The sequence below is a fragment of the Pseudonocardia sp. OZ21 genome, assembly GCF_059359135.1.
In genome coordinates this window covers 153,064-171,641 of sequence record NZ_JCADBN010000002.1, presented here as the reverse complement: position 1 = coordinate 171,641, position 18,578 = coordinate 153,064, and the positions used below count along the sequence as shown (strand labels likewise).

At 74.6% G+C, this 18,578-nt stretch carries 16 protein-coding genes; 12 read left to right on the top strand and 4 right to left on the bottom strand.

Annotated elements, in window-relative coordinates; all coding sequences use genetic code 11:
• Positions 1–98: 98 nt before the first annotated feature.
• The 8 genes from AC5L35_RS04470 to AC5L35_RS04435 all read left to right on the top strand — a co-directional run bounded on the left by AC5L35_RS04470 (position 99) and on the right by AC5L35_RS04435 (position 10,058).
• Positions 99–1,421 (top strand): PucR family transcriptional regulator, encoded by a 1,323-nt coding sequence (locus tag AC5L35_RS04470; protein ID WP_495058245.1) that lies wholly within the window; start codon positions 99–101, stop codon positions 1,419–1,421.
• Positions 1,418–3,259 carry a bifunctional homocysteine S-methyltransferase/methylenetetrahydrofolate reductase gene (locus AC5L35_RS04465; RefSeq protein ID WP_495058244.1) on the top strand — a complete coding sequence of 614 codons (1,842 nt, stop codon included), beginning with the start codon at positions 1,418–1,420 and terminating at the stop codon, positions 3,257–3,259. The genes AC5L35_RS04470 and AC5L35_RS04465 overlap by 4 nt, the downstream gene beginning before the upstream one ends.
• A 181-nt stretch (positions 3,260–3,440) precedes the next feature.
• Positions 3,441–3,980, top strand: a complete 540-nt coding sequence (locus AC5L35_RS04460; RefSeq protein ID WP_495058243.1) for a D-glycero-alpha-D-manno-heptose-1,7-bisphosphate 7-phosphatase — start codon at positions 3,441–3,443, stop codon at positions 3,978–3,980.
• On the top strand, positions 3,977–5,092 hold the full coding sequence (locus AC5L35_RS04455; protein WP_495058242.1) for a glycosyltransferase family 9 protein: 1,116 nt from the start codon (positions 3,977–3,979) through the stop codon (positions 5,090–5,092). The genes AC5L35_RS04460 and AC5L35_RS04455 overlap by 4 nt, the downstream gene beginning before the upstream one ends.
• Positions 5,089–5,832: an SDR family oxidoreductase gene (locus AC5L35_RS04450; RefSeq protein WP_495058241.1), complete on the top strand. Its 744-nt coding sequence runs from the start codon at positions 5,089–5,091 to the stop codon at positions 5,830–5,832. The genes AC5L35_RS04455 and AC5L35_RS04450 overlap by 4 nt, the downstream gene beginning before the upstream one ends.
• An 11-nt stretch (positions 5,833–5,843) precedes the next feature.
• A complete protein-coding gene (locus tag AC5L35_RS04445; RefSeq protein ID WP_495058240.1) occupies positions 5,844–6,971 on the top strand; it encodes a glycosyltransferase family 9 protein in 1,128 nt (375 codons plus the stop codon).
• Entirely contained in the window at positions 6,947–8,476 is a 1,530-nt protein-coding gene (gene rfaE2 / locus AC5L35_RS04440) for a D-glycero-beta-D-manno-heptose 1-phosphate adenylyltransferase (protein ID WP_495058239.1), read from the top strand. The genes AC5L35_RS04445 and rfaE2 overlap by 25 nt, the downstream gene beginning before the upstream one ends.
• Before the next feature lie 79 nt (positions 8,477–8,555).
• A complete protein-coding gene (locus AC5L35_RS04435; protein WP_495058238.1) occupies positions 8,556–10,058 on the top strand; it encodes a PfkB family carbohydrate kinase in 1,503 nt (500 codons plus the stop codon).
• 48 nt (positions 10,059–10,106) lie between these two features.
• Here AC5L35_RS04435 and AC5L35_RS04430 read toward each other — a convergent pair whose 3' ends face one another.
• Complete coding sequence (locus AC5L35_RS04430) at positions 10,107–11,072, bottom strand: glycosyltransferase family 9 protein (protein WP_495058237.1); 966 nt, start codon at positions 11,070–11,072, stop codon at positions 10,107–10,109.
• Between the two features lie 143 nt (positions 11,073–11,215).
• Here AC5L35_RS04430 and AC5L35_RS04425 point away from each other — a divergent pair, with 143 nt between their 5' ends.
• Together AC5L35_RS04425 and AC5L35_RS04420 are read left to right on the top strand one after the other, a co-directional pair.
• Entirely contained in the window at positions 11,216–12,049 is an 834-nt protein-coding gene (locus AC5L35_RS04425; protein WP_495058236.1) for an MBL fold metallo-hydrolase, read from the top strand.
• Positions 12,050–12,090: 41 nt separating this feature from the next.
• Positions 12,091–12,684 (top strand): UdgX family uracil-DNA binding protein, encoded by a 594-nt coding sequence (locus AC5L35_RS04420; protein ID WP_495058235.1) that lies wholly within the window; start codon positions 12,091–12,093, stop codon positions 12,682–12,684.
• 2 nt (positions 12,685–12,686) lie between these two features.
• Here the strand turns inward: AC5L35_RS04420 and AC5L35_RS04415 are convergent, their stop codons facing one another.
• From AC5L35_RS04415 to AC5L35_RS04405, 3 genes are all read right to left on the bottom strand, one after another.
• The gene (locus tag AC5L35_RS04415) at positions 12,687–13,352 is read right to left on the bottom strand and encodes a 2'-5' RNA ligase family protein (protein WP_495058234.1); all 666 of its coding nucleotides are present in this window, start codon (positions 13,350–13,352) and stop codon (positions 12,687–12,689) included.
• Positions 13,353–13,451: 99 nt separating this feature from the next.
• Entirely contained in the window at positions 13,452–14,072 is a 621-nt protein-coding gene (locus tag AC5L35_RS04410) for an HAD family hydrolase (protein ID WP_495058233.1), read from the bottom strand.
• A 28-nt stretch (positions 14,073–14,100) separates the two neighbouring features.
• Positions 14,101–16,653 carry an ATP-dependent Clp protease ATP-binding subunit gene (locus AC5L35_RS04405; protein WP_495058232.1) on the bottom strand — a complete coding sequence of 851 codons (2,553 nt, stop codon included), beginning with the start codon at positions 16,651–16,653 and terminating at the stop codon, positions 14,101–14,103.
• Between the two features lie 98 nt (positions 16,654–16,751).
• Between AC5L35_RS04405 and AC5L35_RS04400 the strand changes: the two genes are divergently transcribed.
• Positions 16,752–16,907, top strand: coding sequence for a hypothetical protein (locus AC5L35_RS04400; protein WP_495058231.1), 156 nt, complete (start codon positions 16,752–16,754; stop codon positions 16,905–16,907).
• 249 nt (positions 16,908–17,156) lie between these two features.
• Entirely contained in the window at positions 17,157–18,491 is a 1,335-nt protein-coding gene (locus tag AC5L35_RS04395) for an MFS transporter (RefSeq protein WP_495058230.1), read from the top strand.
• Positions 18,492–18,578 lie beyond the last annotated feature (87 nt).

Genomic DNA, 18,578 nt, shown 5'->3' with positions numbered 1-18,578 from the left:
GACGTTATCCAGCCCGTGGTGCCGATCACATGTGCCGGAACACAAATCATGACCACTGATCCTTGGGGTGATCGGACAGAGCCGATTACGCTGCCTTCATGCCTGCGCCGGCTCGTCGGTCACCGGTGGTCACCGCTGTGCCGACCGCAGGCGACCGGCGGGAGAACGTGCTCCTGCGCGAGCTCGTGGCCGTCTACAGCCACCTGTCCGGCCTCGCCTCGCAGGACTCCGACGTCGACGGCGTCGTCCGGCTCGTCGCCCACCGCACCGGATCGGCCGTCGCGGTGCTCGGGCCCGCGCTCGACGTGCTGGCCGCGGCTCCCGCCGACACGGGGGAGCGGCTCTCCGACACCGCGGTGTCGGCCTCGCTCGGCCCCGTGCTGGCCGCCGCGGCACAGAACCGCAGGCCGGTGTCGCTGCCCGGCCTCGGCGCCGCACCCGGACCGATCGTGGTGGCGCCGATACTCGTGGGCGACGACGTCGCCGCGCACCTCGTGACGCTGCCGCCCGCCCAACCCCGTCCCGCCGAGCAGGAGCTGGACGACGACCTGAACCTCCTGCTCACCGAACACGCGGCCACGATCTGCGGGATCATCCTCGGCCGTGAGCGGGTGGTCGCCGCCGCAGCGGGCCAGGCGCGCACCGATCTGATCGAAGGGCTGCTGCTGGCCCGGGACCGCGACGACGGCGAGGCCGAGCGGTGGGCCGGGCACCTCGGCTTCGTCCCCGGCACCGACCACCACGTGCTCTCGGTGGGGCTGCTCGACGGTGGGCGGGGCTCCGCCGACGTCGCCCGCGTGCTCACGCTGGCCCAGCAGGCGATCGCACGCCGGCTGCCGGGCGCGATCGTCGCGGTGCGCGACACGGAGGTGGTGGCCGTCGTCCCGGCCCCGCCGGGGCGCGACGGAGGCCTCGACGGAGTGCGCTCACTGGCCGAGCGATGCCGCACGGCGGTGCTGGACCGCCATCCCGACGCCGGTGTCGTCGCCGGGGTGGGCGGGTGCTGCCGCACCGCGGCGGAGATCTCCCGGTCCTACTCCGAGGCGCGCAGCGCGGTGGACGCCGCGCGCCGGATGGGCCGGGCTCCCGCCGTGCTGGCCTTCGACGACCTCGGTGTGCACCGGCTCCTGCTGCAGGTGCCCGACCTCGGGGAGCTGCGGGTCTTCGCCACGTCCGTGCTGGGGGACCTGGTGCGCGACCGCGAGCACCGGGCCGACCTGGTCGGCACGCTGATCGAGTGGTTCCGCTGCAACGGCAGCCCGCAGCGCACCGCGCGCGAGCTGCACGTGCACCCGAACACCGTCACCTACCGGATCCGGCGCGTCGAGGAGATCGCCGGGCTGCGGCTGGACCACTACCGTGATCGTCTGATGGCGCAGCTGGCCTGCGAGATCCTGCAGGTGTTGGGAGACGTGTCGTGAGCGAGCCTGCTGACCTGCGGGTGGGGTTCGTCGCGCGGGTGGCCCAGGGGGTGCTGGTCGCCGACGGCGCGATGGGCACGGTGCTGCACGCCGCGGGCAGCCCGTTGGAGCGGGCGCTCCCGGAGCTGAACCTGTCCGACCCGGCGCAGGTGCGGCGGATCCACGACAGCTACCTCGCCGCGGGCGTGGAGCTCATCCAGACCAACACGTTCGGAGCGGGACCGCTGCGGCTCGAGGTGCACGGCCTCGGTGACCGCACCGCCGAGATCAACGTGGCGGGGGTGCGGGTGGCGAGGGCGGCGGCCGCGGCGGCGGGGCGTCCCGTCTTCGTGGCCGGGTCCGTGGCGCCTGCCGTCACGCTGCAGCAGCGGCGCCGCGTCGCCCCGGCCGACCGGGAGGCGGCGGTGCGCGAGCAGGTCGCCGCGCTCGTGGCCGCCGGGGTCGACGTCCTCGTGCTGGAGACCTTCGGCTACCTCGACGAGCTGGTGGAGGCCGCCGCCGTCGCCGTCTCCACGGGCGTGCCGGTGCTGGCCCAGGCCACCTTCGCCGCCGACGGCCGCACCCTCGGCGGCGACACCCCGCACGACGTCTGCGCAGCCATGGCCGGCCTGCCCGTCGCCGCGCTCGGCACGAACTGCACCCTCGGCCCGCAGGGTGTGCTCGCGGTCGTGCAGGAGCTGCGGGACCACACGGACCTGCCCATCTCGGCGCTGCCGAACGCCGGACTGCCGCGCCGCACCAGCGGCCCCCGGTTCTCCTACGACGTGGATGCCCACTACTTCGCCCGCTACGCGCAGCTGCTCGTGGGTGCCGGTGCCTCGGTGGTCGGCGGGTGCTGCGGCACCACCCCGAGCCACCTCGACGCCGCGGTCCGGGCGATCGCGCGCACCGTGACGGGTGCCCCGCCCCACCGCGCGCCCGTGGCCGCGGCGCCCCCCGCGGAGGTCCCGGCCGACGCGGAGCGGACCGGCCCGCGTTTCCGGGTGCTGGCCGAGATCGAGGCCCCGCAGGCCGGGCACGTGGCCGAGGCGATGACGCGGGCGGCGGCGGCGCAGGCCCTGGGCGTGAACCGGGTGTGGGTGCCCGCCGGTGACGGCCCGCGCGCCCAGCTGAGCCCGGTGAACCTGGCCGTCCACCTGCAGAACCAGCTCGGTGTGGAGGCGGTCGCGAGCGTCACCACCTGGGACCGGACGATCATGGCCCTGCAGGCCGACCTGCTCGGCGCGCACGCGCTGGGCGTGCGGCGCGTGGTGTGCGAGACCGGCAGCCCCCCGCTGCTCGGTGACTACCCGAACGTCGACGGCGTGTGGGACGTCGACTCGATCGGCCTGGTCGATCTGCTGGCCGGCCTCAACGACGGCCGCGACTGCAACGGGCTGCGCCTGGCGGGCAAGACGGCGTTCGAGATCGGGGTGCGGGTGGCGCCTGGCTCCCACGACCGCCAGGCCGAGGCGGCCCGGGCGTTGCGCAAGGTCGAGGCGGGCGCGCAGTTCCTCGTCACGCGGCCCGTCTACGACCTTGACTCGCTGCGGCGGCTGCACGACGCACTGGGCGAGCCCGCGCCGCTGCTCGTGTCCGTCCGGCCGCTGCGCAGCTTCGCCGAGGCGGAGTACCTCGCGCACGAGGTGCCCGACACCACCGTGCCGGCAGCGGCCCTGGACGCGCTCGAACGCGCGGAACACGACCGCGGCGACGGTGACGGTGCCGTCCGGGCCGGGGTCGAGTTGGCGGCCGATCTGGTGCGCGGCGCCCGGGCGTTCGCCGCAGGCGTGGTGCTGGCCCTACCCCCCGACCGCGCCGCGGCCGCCCTGCTGCTGGCCGCCGCGCGCGGAGACTGACCTCGCCCGACGTCGCAGCAAAGCCACTTTCATGCAACCAGCTTGCGTGAACGTGGCTTTGCTGCAATCCGGGCGCCCCGGACCACCCCGAGGCCGGTGACGCCGAGTAGTAGTGCGCACGCGGAGTAGCAGTTTCGGCCGCAGGCGTTTATCGGAGCCGCCCTCGGACACCTCTCCCGCTGTGATCGTCCATCGTGCGCCGGACGCCGTCCTGTTCGACCGGGACGGCACCCTGGTCGTCGACGTGCCGTACAACGGTGACCCGGGGCTGGTCAGGCCGGTTCCGGGGGCGCGGGAGGCGCTGGATCTGCTGCGGGCGGCCGGGATACCCGCCGGCGTCGTGACCAACCAGTCGGGGATCGCGCGTGGCCTCATCAGCTCGACGCAGGCCGCCGCGGTCAACCGGCGCATCGGGGAGCTACTCGGGCCGTTCGCGGTGTGGCAGGTGTGCCCGCACGGCCCGGAGGACGGGTGTGCCTGCCGCAAACCGCGACCGGGGATGGTGCTGGCCGCGGCCCGGCAGCTGGGCCTGGCGCCCGGGCGCATCGCCGTGGTCGGCGACATCGGGGCTGACGTCGAGGCCGCCGCCGCGGCGGGCGCCGCGTCCGTCCTCGTGCCCACCCCGGTGACCCGGCCCGAGGAGGTGGCCGCGGCGCCGGTCGTGCGGGCGGACCTCAAGGGCGCCGTGCAGCACCTGCTCGAGCCCGTGGGGGCCCGGTGACCCGGCGGGTACTGGTCACGCGGCTCGACGGCGCGGGTGACGTCCTGCTCGCCGGTCCGGCCGTCCGCGCCGTGGCCGCCGCCCCCGACACGGAGGTGACGCTGCTGTGTGGCCCGGACGGTGCCACGGCGGGGCGGCTGCTGCCCGGGGTGCACCACGTCATCGAGTGGGCGGCCCCGTGGTCGGTCAACCCCGCTCCGCCCGTGCGGCGGTCCGAGGTGGACCGGCTGGTGGCGCAGCTGGCCGCGGACCGCTTCGACGAAGCGGTGCTGCTCACCTCGTTCCACCAGTCGCCGCTGCCGACCGCGCTGATGCTGCGGCTGGCGGGCGTCGGGCGGATCACCGGCGCCTCGGTCGACTACCCCGGTTCGCTGCTCGACGTGCGGCTGCGCCCCGGGGACGAACCAGGCGACGACCTGCCGGAGGAGCTGCCGGAGCCGGAGCGGGCTCTCGCGATCGCGGACGCGGCCGGGTTCAGGCTGCCTCTCGGCGACCACGGCAGGCTCGCGGTGACCGACCCGCCACCGGTCGGCGCGCTGCTGGGCCCGCTCGCTCACCGTCCCTACGTCGTGCTGCATCCCGGCGCCGCCGTGGAGGCCCGCCGGTGGCCGGTCGAGCACCATCGCCGCGCCGCGCGGATGCTCGAGCAGGTCGGGCTGCCCGTCGTGGTCACCGGGGGCAGGGGGGAGCGTGAGCTCACCGCTGCCGTGGCCGGGGGGTGTGCCCTCGACCTCGGCGGCCGCACCGACCTGGCCCAGCTCGCGGGCGTGCTCGCGGGGGCCGTGGCGCTGGTCGTCGGCAACACCGGCGCCGCACACCTGGCCGCCGCCGTCGGCACCCCAGTGGTGTCGCTGTTCGCGCCGGTGGTGCCTGCGGTCAAGTGGCGGCCCTACCGGGTGCCGCAGGTGCTGCTCGGCGATCAGACCGCGTCCTGCCGCGACAGCCGCGCCCGCGACTGCCCCGTGCCCGGCCACCCGTGTCTCAGCGGCGTCGGGCCCGACGAGGTCGTGTCCGCGGTGCGTCGGCTCTACCCCGTCCTCGCGACCGCCCGGGAGCGGCGGGTCGCGGGTCGGGACATGACGGAACGACCCGTGACGGAAGGACAGACATGACGGAGATCCTCGAAGCCCCCACCCCGACCGGTCGTGCACCGCGGCCTGTCGGGACGGTGCTGGTCACCGGGGCCGCGTCCGGCCTCGGCCGGGCGCTCGCCCGGGCCGTGGCCGCAGCCGGTGGCCGCCCGTTGCTGGTCGACCGCGTCGCGGTGGACGCCGGCCCGGAGCTCGGCGACGCGCTCTCGGTGGTCACCGACCTCGCCGACGGGCGGGCGAGCGAGCGGGCGATCCGCGAGCTCGTCAGCTCAGCCGGTGGGCTCGACGCCGTGGTCACCGCGGCGGGTACCGACAGCTGCGGTGCCCTCGGCGACGTCGCCGCCGACGACTGGGAGAAGGTGGTGACGGTCAACCTGTTCGGCACCGCCGCGGTGATCCGCGCCGCGTTGCCTGCGCTCAAGGCCAACCGCGGCCGGATCGTCACCGTGGCGTCGACGCTCGGGCTGCGCGCGCTCCCGGACGCCTCTGCCTACTGCGCATCCAAGTTCGGTGTGGTCGGGATGACCCGCGCGCTGGCCACCGAGCTGGCCGGCGAGGTCGGCGTGACGCTGCTGGTGCCCGGCGGTATGGACACGGCGTTCTTCGACGGTCGGCCCGACCAGTACAAGCCGGGACCGGACGCGCAGCTCAACGACCCGGCCGAGGTGGCCGACGCCGTGCTGTACGCCCTGACCCGCCCGGAGGGCTGCGAGGTCCGGGAGATGGTCGTGTGCGCCTCGACCGAGCCGTCGTGGCCCTGACGGACCGGGTCATGGTCACTGGGGCCCCGCTCGGTCACCCCGGCGCGGATCGGGGCGGCCCGGTCGATCTCGCCGCGGCCCGGCGCATCCTCGTGGTCCGCGCGGACAACATCGGCGACGTCGTCACCACCACTCCGGCTCTGCGCGCGATCCGCGCCGCTGCCCCGCACGCACAGCTGGACCTGCTCGCCTCACCCGTCGGGGCCACCGTGGCGCCGATGATCGACGTGCTGGACGAGGTGCTGGCCGTGTCGCCGTCCTGGCAGCAGCTGTCGGGCACCGCCGGGACGGCGTCGGGAGAGCGTGAGCTGCTCGACCGCCTCACCACAGGCCGGTACGACGTGCTGTTCGTGTTCACGTCGTTCTCGCAGTCGCCGTGGCCCGTGGCGCACCTCGGGCTCCTCGCCGGCATCGGTACCCGCGTCGTCCACTCCCGGGAGTTCGGCGGGGCCGTGGCCACGCACTGGGTGACGCCACCGCCGGACACGACCCACCAGGTGGACCGGGCGCTGCACCTGCTGGCGGCGGTCGATGTCCCCGACCGGGGCCGCGCACCGTCCCTCCAGATCCCGGCCGGAGCGGAGCAGGCGGCCGCCGGGCTGCAGCCGCCCGGCTCGTTCGCGGTGCTCGCCCCCGGCGCGTCCTGCGCGGCGCGGCGGTACCCGCCCGAGCGTTTCGGGAAGGCCGCGGGGCAGGTGGCGCGGGACGGGCTGCCGGTGCTGGTGGCCGGCTCCGCGGGTGAGACCGGACTGGTCGAGCGCGTGGTGGCGGTCGCCGGTCACCCCGGTGTGATGCCCCTGCCGCCGGTGCCGCTCCCGGTGTTCACCGCACTCCTGCGCCGCGCCGCCGTCGCGATCACGAACAACTCCGGTGGCATGCACCTCGCCGATGCCGTGGGCACGCCGGTCGCGGTGACCTACGCCGGCACCGAGCTCCCTGACGACCTGCGGCCCCGTTCGGTGCCCGCCGCCCTGCTCGGCCGCGCGGTGGCCTGCTCGCCCTGCCGCCAGCTGCAGTGCCCCTTCGACCACGAGTGTCTCGATCTTCCCGCCGGCGATCTTGCCGCCGCTGCCGTGGCGCTGGCCTCCACCCCCGCATCCCCTGAGGAGGACCGATGGACCGTAGCGTCGACCCCCTGAGCGTCCCGATCATCGCGGCCGGGCCGGTTCCGGCGGCCCTCGCGGGCCACGTCGCCGAACGTGCCCCGCGGATCGTGGTGGTCGGCGACACGCTGCTCGACGGGTGGCTCTCCGGGCCGGCCCGGAGGCTGGGCCGCGACGGGCCGGTGCCCGTCGTGGAGCTCGCCGAGACCCGCCACACCCCCGGCGGCGCCGGAAACGCGGCCGCCAACCTCGCCGCCCTCGGTGCATCGGTCGAGCTGGTAGCCGTGCTCGGGGACGACGCCGACGCCACGACGCTGCGCGGACTACTGCACGACAGGGGCGTGGGCACCATGCACAGCATCACGGAGCCGCGCCGCCGGACGGCGGTGAAGCGCAGGCTCGTGTCGGCGGGCCAGCCCGTCGCGCGCTACGACGACGGTCCGGCCGCCGGGCCCACCGCTGCCACCTGTGCCGCGGTCGCCGCGGCGGTGGCAAGAGCCGTACGCACCGGCGTGGACGCCGTGCTGGTTGCCGACTACGGCCTCGGTGCGGTGGCCGCCGACGTGCTCGCGGTCCTGGTGGCACTGCGTCCGCAGATCCCGCTGCTCGTGGTGGACGCGCGGTCGCCCGCGGGGTGGACGCGGCTGCGTCCCGATGTCGTCACTCCGAACGCATCCGAGGCGGCGGCTCTCCTCGGCGGCGTCGACCCGCCGCCCTTGGCCGGACCAGCCCGTACGGACTGGGTCGTACGGCACCGTGCCGCACTGGTCGCCGCGGCAGGCGGCGCGGACGTCCTCGTCACGCTGGACGTCGACGGTACGGTGCGGCTGCCGGCCGAGCCGACCGTCGCACCGCAGGTCACCACGGCCCGCCCTGGCTCGCAGGCCAGAACGTGCGGCGCAGGGGACACGTTCGCCGCGGCCTACACCGCCGCTCTCGCCACCGGGATCGCGGCGGAGGACGCACTGGCTCTCGCGCAGTGCGCCGCCGACGTCGTGGTGGGCCGGGAGGGCACCGCCGTGTGCTCGGCCGGTGCGCTCACCGCTCGCCTGGCCGCGGCCGACCGCGGCGGCCTGCTCACCCACCGCGACCTGCTCGCGATCGTCGCCGACCACCGCGGGCGCGGGGACCGGATCGTGTTCACCAACGGCTGCTTCGACGTGCTGCACCGTGGCCACGTCGCCTACCTGCGGCAGGCCAGGGCGCTGGGCGACGTGCTGATCGTCGCGCTGAACAGTGACGAGAGCGTGTCGCGGCTGAAGGGCCCCGAGCGTCCGGTCAACCCGTTGGAGGACCGGGCCGGCGTGGTCGGGGCGATCGACTGCGTCGACGTGGTCACCGCCTTCGCTCAGGACACCCCGGCCGAGCTGATCGAGCTGGTGCGCCCCGACATCTACACCAAGGGCGGGGACTACACCCCGCAGATGCTGCCCGAGACACCGATCGTGGAACGTCTCGGCGGGGAGGTACGCGTGCTCGACTACCTGTCGGACCACTCGACCACGGCCATCGTCGGCCGGATCCGGGCGGGCCGGGCGTGATCGCCGAGCTGGAGCCGCCGATGCCGGACCGGACGGAGCAGGCCCCCGGCGTGGCCGGTCTCGGGCTCGCGAGCAGCCGGTGACGGTCCCGGGCGGAGCGCGCGGTGTCGTCGTCATCGGGGACACGCTGCTCGACATCGACGTGGAGGGCAGCGTCGACCGGCTGTGCCCGGACGCGCCTGCGCCCGTGCTCGCGGTGGAGGGGGAGCGGGACCGGCCCGGTGGGGCCGGGCTGGCCGCGGTGCTGGTTGCGGGGCGCGACGTCCCGGTGCGGCTCGTCACCGCGATCGAGGACGACGGGCCGGGGCAGCGGCTGCGGGGGCTGCTCGGTGGCGCTGTCGATGTCGTCGCCGGCCCGGCCGAGGGCGGCACGGTGGTGAAGTGCCGGCTGCGCGCCGGTGGGCGGTCGATGCTGCGCACCGACCGGGGTGCGGCCCGTCCCGTGCCCGGGTTCGCGGCGGCCCTCGACCTGGACGCCGCTCTGGCCCACGCGGGCGCCGTGCTGGTGTCGGACTACGGGCGTGGCGTCGCCGCCGACCCGGACGTGCGGGCGGCGCTGGCCCGCGCGATCGGCCGCCGCGTGCCCGTCGTGTGGGACCCGCACCCGCGGGGCGCCGACCCGGTTCCCGGCGCCACCGTCGTCACGCCGAACCTGGCGGAGGCGCGGGGCGCCGCCGGGGGAGCCCCCGTGCCCGGATCCGGCGTGCCCGCCGCCCTCGAACTGGCGGCGCGCCTGCTCACGCGGTGGGAGGCCCGCTCGGTGGCCGTCACCCTCGGCCGGGCCGGTGCTGTCGTCCGGCATCGGCACGGAGCCTGTTCCGCTGCACCGGCGCCGGTGGTGGAGGAGAGCGACCCGTGCGGTGCGGGGGACCACTTCGCCGGCGGGGTCGCCGCCGCGTTGGCCCGCGGCGAGACGGTGGACGAGGCCGTCGCCGAGGCCGTTGCCGGGGCGGCCGACTTCATCGCCCTCGGCGGCGGTGCGACCGTGTGCCGCGAGGGGGCGCGGTGGACCCAGACCCGGGCCGCGGCCGCGTCGCCGCGGGTCGCCGAGACCGGGCTGGACGCGGTCGCCGCGCTGGCCGAGCAGGTACGGGCCGGAGGTGGCACGGTCGTCGCCGCCGGTGGCTCGTTCGACCTGCTGCACACCGGCCACACCGACACGCTGGTCGCCGCGCGCGCCCTCGGGGACTGCCTGCTCGTGCTGGTCAACTCCGACGGGTCGGTGCGCAGGCGGACCGGGCCTGCCGGGCCGGTCGTGCCGCTGGCCGAGCGGGTGGCGGCACTGGCCGCGCTGGACTGCGTGGACGCCGTGGCCGTGTTCGACGCCGACGACCCGCGCCGCGTGCTGGACGTGCTGCGGCCCGACCTCTGGGTGAAGGGCGGCGACCACGATCCCGCGGAGCTGCCCGAGACCCCGCTCGTGAGGTCGTGGGGTGGGGAGGTCGTCGCGGTCCCCTACCGGCGGTCCCGCACGGCCGTGGCCGCGCCCGTCCGGCACCCGGCCGGTGCCCGGGGCGGCCAGCAGGGGACGCCGCAGCAGGGGACGCCGCAGCCGAGAACGCGGCGCCGCCCGTTCCGGTAGCGACGGCCGCCGGTGACAGCCAACCTGGCGATGGCCACCCCGGGGGGCTCAGCGGGTGACCGCGTGGCGGAGCTCCCCACCGCGTCGCCGTACCGCCGCGGCAGCCGCCAGCACCTCGGTCACCGTGACGGCCAGCAGGGCCGGGTCGGGGTCGTCGGCGAAGGGGTCGCCCCGACGGAGGGACGCGTCGCCGAGCGTGCTGTGCGGCCCGCCGCGGGGCGGCCCCCACTGCTCGGGGCCGACCGGCCCGAACAGCGTGACCGACGGCGTGCCGAAGGCCGCTGCGAGGTGCGCGATCCCGGTGTCGCCGCTGACCACCAGGGCGGCCTCGGCGACCAGCCAGCAGAGCTCGTGGAGGTCGGTCCGCCCGGCGAGTACCCGGTCGCCGGTGAGCCCGGCCGCGTTCGCGACATGAGCGGCCAGGGCGTGCTCGTCCGCGGTGCCCGTGACCAGCACGGGCCTGTCCGGCCGTTCCAGGGCCGCCGCGACCTCGGCGAAGCGGTCCGTGGGCCAGCGCTTCGCGCCGAACCGGGCACCGGGATGCACGAGCGCGGGAGCCGCCGGGCCGGGGTGCACGGGTGGGGCCAGCCGCAGGTCGGTGGGATCGGCCGGGATCCCGCGGTCCTCCAGTAACGCGCACCAGCGGTCCCGCTCATGCGGGTGGCGGGCGGCGACCTCGTCCCAGCACGGGCCGTCCCACCCCTCGGCGCGCCAGCCGATCCGCCGTCGGGGCGCGAGCGCGTCGAGGGCGCGGTGGCTCTGTGGGCCGGTGCCGTGCAGGTTGACCGCGACGTCGGGCGGCGGCCGGTCCCAGCGCAGCCGCCCGGGGTCGGCGGTGGGCAGGAGTTCGTCCACGGCGCCCGTCCGTTCGACGAGGGGCGCGAGCACCTGCGGGGTGGCGAGCACGATGCGGTGACCGGGGAACTCGCGACGCAGCGCGCGCAGCGCGGGCACCGTCACCAGGAGATCCCCGAGGTTCAGCGCCCGCAGCACCAGCACGATCTTCTCGTCCACCCGGCGTGCGTACCCCGAGCGGCGCCGGGTAACCGGGCGGCCATGGTGGATCAAGTCGTGGGAGCCGACCTCGTCGGGCAGATTCCGGTTCGCGAGGTCCGGGAGGAGGTGTCGGATCTGATCACGGGGGTATCCGCGCCGACATGGATGCCCTCGATACCGGCGCCCGGAGCGCCGAGCACGCCTCGCTGACCTTCGTGGGCACGGCGACGACCCTGCTGCGCCTCGGCGGGTTCACCCTGCTCACCGACCCCAACTTCGTGCGTCGCGGAGAACGGGTCCACCTCGGGTACGGGCTGACGTCGAAGCGGCTCACCGACCCCGCTCTGTCCATCGACGCGTTGCCGCCGCTGGACGTGGTGCTGCTCTCGCACCTGCACGGCGACCACTTCGACCGGGTGGCCCGCAGCGACCTGCCCCGGACCCCGCCCGTCATCACCACCCAGCACGCCGCGAAGCGCCTGCAGCGGTGGGGCTTCGGCGGTGCCACCGGGCTCGCGACCTGGGAGGACTGGGAGAGAACCCGGGCAGGGGAGCGCCTGCGGATCACGTCGGTACCCGCCCGCCATGGTCCGGCAGGCGTCCATCGGCTGCTGCCCCCGGTGATGGGCAGCGTGCTCGATCTCGAGCGCAACGGGGAGCGGATCTTGCGGGTCTACGTCACTGGTGACACCCTGCGGGTGCCCGAGCTGCGCTCGATCCGGGACCGTTTCCCCGAGATCGACGTGATGATCGCCCACCTCGGGGGGACGAAGGTGCTCGGCGTGCTCGTCACGATGGACGGCAGGCAGGGCACCGACCTCGTCGAGCTGGTCCGGCCCGCCATTGTGGTGCCGGTGCACCACGACGACTACGGCGTCTTCAAGAGCCCGCTCGAGGACTTCGTCGCCGAGATGCGCCGCCGCGGCCACGACGGGCGGCTGCGCCCGGTCGTCCGCGGCGACACCGTGGAGCTCGCCGCCTTCCCCCACCGTTGAGCAGGCGGTTCCGATCTGGCGGCTGCGGGTAGCACCACGGGGTGGAGACCACCGCCATCGACCTGGACGCACTGCGCCACGAGGCCGCGCACTGCACCAACTGCGAGCTCCACGAGCCCGCCACCCAGACGGTGTTCGGGGAGGGCCCGCCTGCGGCGTGGCTGATGCTCGTGGGGGAGCAGCCGGGCGACAAGGAGGACATCGCGGGCGAGCCGTTCGTCGGACCGGCCGGTCGCGTCCTCGACACCGCGCTGGAGCGTGCGGGCATCGACCGCGGCGAGGTGTACCTCACGAACGCCGTCAAGCACTTCCGGTTCGAGCTCCGGGGCAACCGCAGGCTGCACAAGACGCCCGGCGTCACGCACATCCGTGCCTGCCGCCCCTGGCTGGACGGGGAGCTGCGGGCAGTACGCCCCACCGCGGTGGCCACCCTCGGCGCCGTCGCGGGCAAGGCGCTCATGGGGCCGTCGTTCCGTATCACCGACACCCGCGGACAGGTGCTCGACTGGGAGGGGCACCGGCTGGTGCCGACCGTGCATCCCTCGGCGATCCTGCGTGGACCAGTCGAGGCGCGGGACGACGCGCTGACGGCCCTCGTGGCCGACCTCGAGGTCGTGGCGGCCCTGCGGCCGTAGGTCTACCGCGTGCCGCCTGCGCCGGGCGGCGGCAACCGCCAGGTCTGCAGATGTTCCCAGGTCAGCGTGAGCCAGTACCGGCCGCTCCAGTCCTCGCTGCGGGTGCGGTAGAGCGAGACGGTGTTCCCGGCGAACGTCGCGGGGGCCTCGATCCCGAGGCCGTGGACGAACTCCTCCACCTCGGCGCTGAGGTCGGGACGCACGGACAGATCGTGCGAGGCGAGCGACAGGTGGGCACGGAAGGCGGCGCGGTCGAACAGGTTCGGCTCGGGGTCGTCGGCGGGCCGTCGCAGGGGTGCGACGGCGGCGTCCACAGCCGCCGCCAGCTCCACGAGGGGCGCGTTGGGGCTGCCGTCGGCGAGGTGGTGGATGTCGTAGACGACGGCGCCGCTGCGCAGCCGGCCGATACCCCTGTTGACCACCGGGAACGACGTCAACGGGGCGAGCGCGGCGGTGACGGCGTCGCGGATCGCGTCCTCGTCGCGACCGAGGTGCTGGCTCCCGACCAGCGTGGCGTGTGGGGGAAACGCTCCCGCGGAGATGAACCCGAACTGGGCTCGCAGCTGCGCGGTGACCGTGGTGACGGCCAGGCTGGTGCGCGGATCGGGACGCAGGAAGACACCGTACCGGTACGGATCACCGGGGGCTGTTGCGGAGAACCGGGTCACCGCACGGACGCTGCCTGCCGGGGGTGGCGGCGTCACCGCCGGCGCCTGAACGGAGGGGGAACGGCGCGAGGCGCTCGGTGCGGGTTGGTGGAGTGTGGTTCAGGTGGCGAGGACGTCGACACCGGCCGCGGCGAGGTCGGCCAGGCATTGCCGTGGACCCGACCACTGGTGGGCCGACCAGCCGCGCTCGCGCGCCCCGGCCACGTTGACCGGCCGGTCGTCGAAGAAGAGAAGATCGTCGCCGGGCAGCCCGAGCGCGTCCTCGACCGCCGCATACGAGCCGGAAAGTGGCTTCGCGACCCCCGTATCGCAGGAGAAGACCTTGGTGGGGAACAGCGTTGCCCACTCGGCCACGCGCACCTCCTCGGCCATCGACCGCGGCGCATTGGAGAGCAGCGCCATCCGCACACCGGTTTCCGACACCCGGCGCAGGAGCTCCGTCACTCCGGGGTCGAGAGCGGCCCACCGCTGCGCGTCCCGGCGGTCGAGCTGCCGGACGTCGGCGTCGGTGAGCCGGCGGCCGGTGTCCGTCCCGACAAGCGTCCAGTACTCCTCGGCGGTACCGCCGAGGTCGTAGTCGTCGCGATGGCGCCAGTAGGCCGCAACGAAGCTCGCGGTGTCGATGCCTGCCTCCACCGCGAGGGCGGCGATGCCGCCGGCGGGCTGACTGAGCACCCCTCCGATGTCGAAGACCACAGCAGCGGGGCGGGAACGTTCCACAGGACGCCACCGTAGATGAGCGGGGCCCTCAGCCGGCGTGGGCGTCCTCGGTGACCTGGATGTCGAACGCGCCGTCGTGGGCGTCCACCCGTGCATGGCCGCCGGGCCCCAGCTCTCCCGCGAGGAGCAGCGCCGACAGCCGGTTGTCCACCTCTCGCTGGATGGTGCGCCGCAGCGGTCGCGCCCCGAACTCCGGCTGGTAGCCGAGCTCCGCCAGCCGCGCGACGGCGGCCGGGGTGAACTCGACCGTCACGTCCTTCGCGCGGAGCCTGCGGCGGGTCTCCTCCAGCAGCAGGTCGGTGATCGTGGTGAGCTGCTCGGCGTCGAGCCTGCGGAACACGATGATCTCGTCGATGCGGTTGAGGAACTCCGGGCGGAACACCTCGCGCAGCCGCGGCATGATCCGGTCGCGCAGCGCCGCGTCGTCCTGGTTCGACATCGCGGCCGAGCTCCCGAAGCCGAGCGTCGCGCCGTGGTTGGTGATCAGCTCCGAGCCGACGTTGCTGGTCATGATGATCACGGTGTTGCGGAAGTCGACCGTGCGGCCCTGCCCGTCGGTGAGCCGGCCGTCGTCGAGCACCTGCAGGAGGACGTTGAACACGTCGGGGTGCGCCTTCTCGATCTCGTCGAGCAGCAGCACCGAGTACGGCCTGCGGCGGACGGCCTCGGTGAGCTGGCCGGACTCGCCGTAGCCGACGTAGCCGGGCGGCGCCCCGATCATCCGCGCCACCGTGTGCCGCTCTCCGTACTCGCTCATGTCCAGGCGGACCATCCGGTCCTCCTCACCGAACAGCGCCACGGCGAGCGCCCTGGCCAGCTCGGTCTTGCCGACCCCGGTCGGGCCCAGGAACAGGAAGCTGCCCACCGGGCGGTCCTCGTCGCCCAGCCCGGCCCGGTTGCGGCGGATCGCCTCGGCCACCGCGGTGACGGCCTCGTCCTGACCCACCACCCGGCTGTGCAGCTCCTGCTCCAGGCGCAGGAGCCTGCTGCGTTCGGTCTCGGTGAGCTCGGAGACCGGCACCCCGGTCTGGCGTGAGACGACGTCGGCGATCTCGCTGACCCCGACCTCCGGCACGCTGTCGTCGGGCTCGACGGTGGAGGTGAGCCGGGTGCGCAGCTCGGCGATCCGGTCCCGCAGCTCGGTGGCCTGCTCGTACTGTTCGCCGGCCACGGCCTGGTCCTTGTCCCGCTCGAGCTGCTCGAGCTGCTGCTCCATCCCGCGCCGGTCGATCGAGGGGGTGCGGGTGCGCAGCCGGACCCGCGCCCCGGCCTGGTCCATCAGGTCGATGGCCTTGTCGGGCAGGAACCGGTCGGTGATGTAGCGCTCCGACAGCTCGACGGCGGCGCGCAGCGCGTCCTCGGTGTAGCGCACCTGGTGGTGGGCCTCGTAGCGGTCGCGCAGCCCGTGCAGGATCTCGATGGCGTCCTCGCAGCTCGGCTCGGGCACCATCACCGGCTGGAACCGGCGCGCGAGCGCGGCGTCGGACTCGATGTGCTTTCGGTACTCGTCGAGGGTGGTGGCCCCGATGACGTGCAGCTCTCCGCGGGCGAGGGCGGGCTTGAGCATGTTGCCCGCGTCCATCGAGCCGCCGCTCTCCCCGCCTCCCCCGCCGGCGCCGACCATCGTGTGCAGCTCGTCGATGAAGACGATCAGCTGGTCGCCGTTGGCCCGGATCTCGTCGATCAGCGCCCGCAGCCGTTCCTCGAAGTCGCCGCGGTAGCGGGTGCCGGCGACGACGCCGGACAGCTGGAGCTCCACCACCCGGCGTTCCAGGAGCGTGTCGGGGACGTCGCCGTCGACGATGCGCTGCGCGATGCCCTCCACGATGGCGGTCTTCCCGACGCCCGCCTCGCCGATCAGCACCGGGTTGTTCTTGGTACGCCGCGAGAGCACCTCGATGGTCTGCTCGATCTCGTCGGCGCGCCCGACCACGGGGTCCAGCCGGCCGGCACGCGCCGCGGCGGTGAGGTCCTCGCCGAACTGGTCGAGCGTCGGGGTGGCCGACGCGGCCCCCGGCCCGGCCTGTGGCGCGCGGGGCACGCCCGCGGGCTGGGCGCCGGGGCGGCGCGGGTCGAAGCCGGGCGGGCCACCCGGGGAGAATCGGGCCTGGGCCAGCAGCCTGCCCGCGGCGGACTCCGTGTTGGCCGCGATCGCCAGCAGGATGTGCTCGGGCCCGATGTAGGTCGAGCCGAGGGAACGCGACACCTGGTGCCCGTCGAGCAGCGCCCGCTTCGCGGCGGGCGTGAGGCTGGGAGCGCGGCCGGTGGGCTCGTGGCGCTGCAGGCGCGCGTCGAGCAGCCGGGCCATCGCGTCCGGGTCGACACCCGCCTGTTCGAGCCACTGCCGGGTCACCCCGATCCGGGTGGAGGCGAGTAGCAGGTGTTGGGCGTCGAGGTCGGTGTCGCCGCGGTCGGTGGCCTCCTGCGCGGCGGCGGCGACGAGCTCGCGCGTCCCGGCGCTCATCAGCCGGGTGAGATCGATCCGCCGTGGCCCGCGGGGGCCGCGGGCGCCGGAGCCGAGGTAGCGGGCGAGGAACTCGTCGAACGAGCCGGGCTCGTCCGGTCCGGTGGAACCGGTCATCTCCAACACCTTCCGTCGGGTTCGGGTCGCGTTGGAGCGTTCCCGTGGCACGGACCCCGAAACGGTTGCCGGTGGTGACGGCGCGGTAGCGCAAGGCGATGGGTGGCGAGGCGCGGCAACAGGTGTGCGACGAGACCCTGGAGGACGTGGTCCAGGCCGAGCTGCTCACCTCGGCCTGGACCACGGGCGGACGGAGTCGGTGGCCGCCGTCGCGGACGTCTCCCGAGACCCGCCCCCGCGTCATGGACACATGAAGCGGCATCAGGGCGCCTAGAACAGCAGCACGGGACCACAACGCTGTCACCGTGGCCGGCGAGTCGCCCGTTCCCCGCGCGCGAGTCGCCCGATTCCTGCTGCGGGCGGCGCCCACGGCGGCATCGAGAGATCCTTCGGCGTGCGCCCGCGTCGGGATTGCGCTTTCCTTCCGGGACGAACCGGTCGTAACGTACGCGGACCGGTGCGAAACGCAGTTCCCCCGTGACGGAACGCCCCGAGGAGACGCGATGACGACGCCCCGTTCCGACGACGCAACGGGAACTCCGCTCGACGACGCCACCCCTGCCGAGCCGGCCGCCCCCGCCCCCGCCATCACCACGCCCGTCGAGCTGCGCCGGGTGGTCACCGGCTCGCTGGTCGGGACCGCACTCGAGTGGTACGACTTCTTCATCTACGGCACCGCTGCCGCGCTGGTGTTCAACGTCCTGTTCTTCCCGCAGTCGGACCCCGCCGTGGGCACGCTCACCGCGTTCGCGACGTTCGGCGTCGGCTTCGTCTTCCGGCCGCTGGGCGGCATCCTGTTCGGCCACATCGGCGACCGGATCGGCCGCCGCGAGACGTTGATCATCACCACGCTGGTGATGGGGGTGTCCACCGGTGTGATCGGGCTGCTGCCCACCTACGACTCGGTCGGCGCTTGGGCGCCGGTGCTGCTCGTCCTCCTGCGGGTGCTGCAGGGCCTCGGCGCGGGTGCGGAGTTCGGCGGCGCGTCCACCCTGCTCGCCGAGCACGCACCGGCTCACCGTCGCGGCTTCTACACCTCCTTCGCCCAGACCGGCGTGCAGATCGGCCTCGTGCTGGGCACGGTCGCGTTCCTGCTGGTCGGCATGCTGCCCGACGAGCAGCTGTTCTCCTGGGGCTGGCGCGTGCCGTTCCTGGTGAGCTTCCTGCTCATCGGGGTGTCGCTCTACGTGCGGCTGCGGGTGGCCGAGTCGCCGGTGTTCCGCGCCCTCACCGCCGGGCAGCAGGTCGTCAAGGCGCCGGTGCTGGAGGCGCTGCGCCGCTACCCGCACCTGCTCATCGGGATCGGCGCCCACATCGCCGACACCGCGGCCGTGTACCTGTACGCGACGTTCACCGTCTCCTACGCAACGGGCACCCTGGGCATCCCGCGGGGCACCGTGCTCACCGGCGTCATCGTCTTCGGTGTCGTGGTGATCATCCTGCAACCCGTGTACGGCGCACTGTCGGACCGGATCGGCCGCCGGCCGCTCAACATCTTCTCCGTGGTGTTCACCGCGGCCTTCGCGTTCCCGTACTTCCTGCTGCTGCGCACCGAGCAGCCCGTGCTCGTGGTGCTCGCGCTCGTCGTCGCCACCGCGTTCGGGCTGGCGCCCATGATCGCCGTGCAGCCCGCCTTCTACGCCGAGCTGTTCGGCGCGCGGGTGCGCTACACGGGCTTCGCCACCTCGCGGGAGATCGGGGCCGCGCTGGCCGGTTTCACCCCGCTGGTGGCCGGCTATCTCATCGTCCTGTGCCTGATCTCCCTGGTGGCGTTCGTGGCTGCGCCCGAGATGAAGGACATCGACATCGCCGCCGCGGGACCGGCGGACACACGCTGAGCGCCCACCGCGGAATGGAGACCCCGGGCTTGGCTCCGTGCGGGACGCGGGTGAGACTCGATCTCGACCTCGTCGAGTGGAAGAGGG

What these genes read in the sequence shown, in the direction of transcription:
- AC5L35_RS04445 (WP_495058240.1), top strand. Translation starts at nt 5,844, where the DNA reads ATGGTCACTGGGGCCCCGCTCGGTCACCCCGGCGCGGATCGGGGCGGC.
- AC5L35_RS04425 (WP_495058236.1), top strand. Translation starts at nt 11,216, where the DNA reads ATGGATGCCCTCGATACCGGCGCCCGGAGCGCCGAGCACGCCTCGCTG.
- AC5L35_RS04405 (WP_495058232.1), bottom strand. Translation starts at nt 16,653, where the DNA reads ATGACCGGTTCCACCGGACCGGACGAGCCCGGCTCGTTCGACGAGTTC.
- AC5L35_RS04395 (WP_495058230.1), top strand. Translation starts at nt 17,157, where the DNA reads ATGACGACGCCCCGTTCCGACGACGCAACGGGAACTCCGCTCGACGAC.
- AC5L35_RS04470 (WP_495058245.1), top strand. Translation starts at nt 99, where the DNA reads ATGCCTGCGCCGGCTCGTCGGTCACCGGTGGTCACCGCTGTGCCGACC.
- AC5L35_RS04400 (WP_495058231.1), top strand. Translation starts at nt 16,752, where the DNA reads ATGGGTGGCGAGGCGCGGCAACAGGTGTGCGACGAGACCCTGGAGGAC.
- rfaE2 (WP_495058239.1), top strand. Translation starts at nt 6,947, where the DNA reads ATGGACCGTAGCGTCGACCCCCTGAGCGTCCCGATCATCGCGGCCGGG.
- AC5L35_RS04450 (WP_495058241.1), top strand. Translation starts at nt 5,089, where the DNA reads ATGACGGAGATCCTCGAAGCCCCCACCCCGACCGGTCGTGCACCGCGG.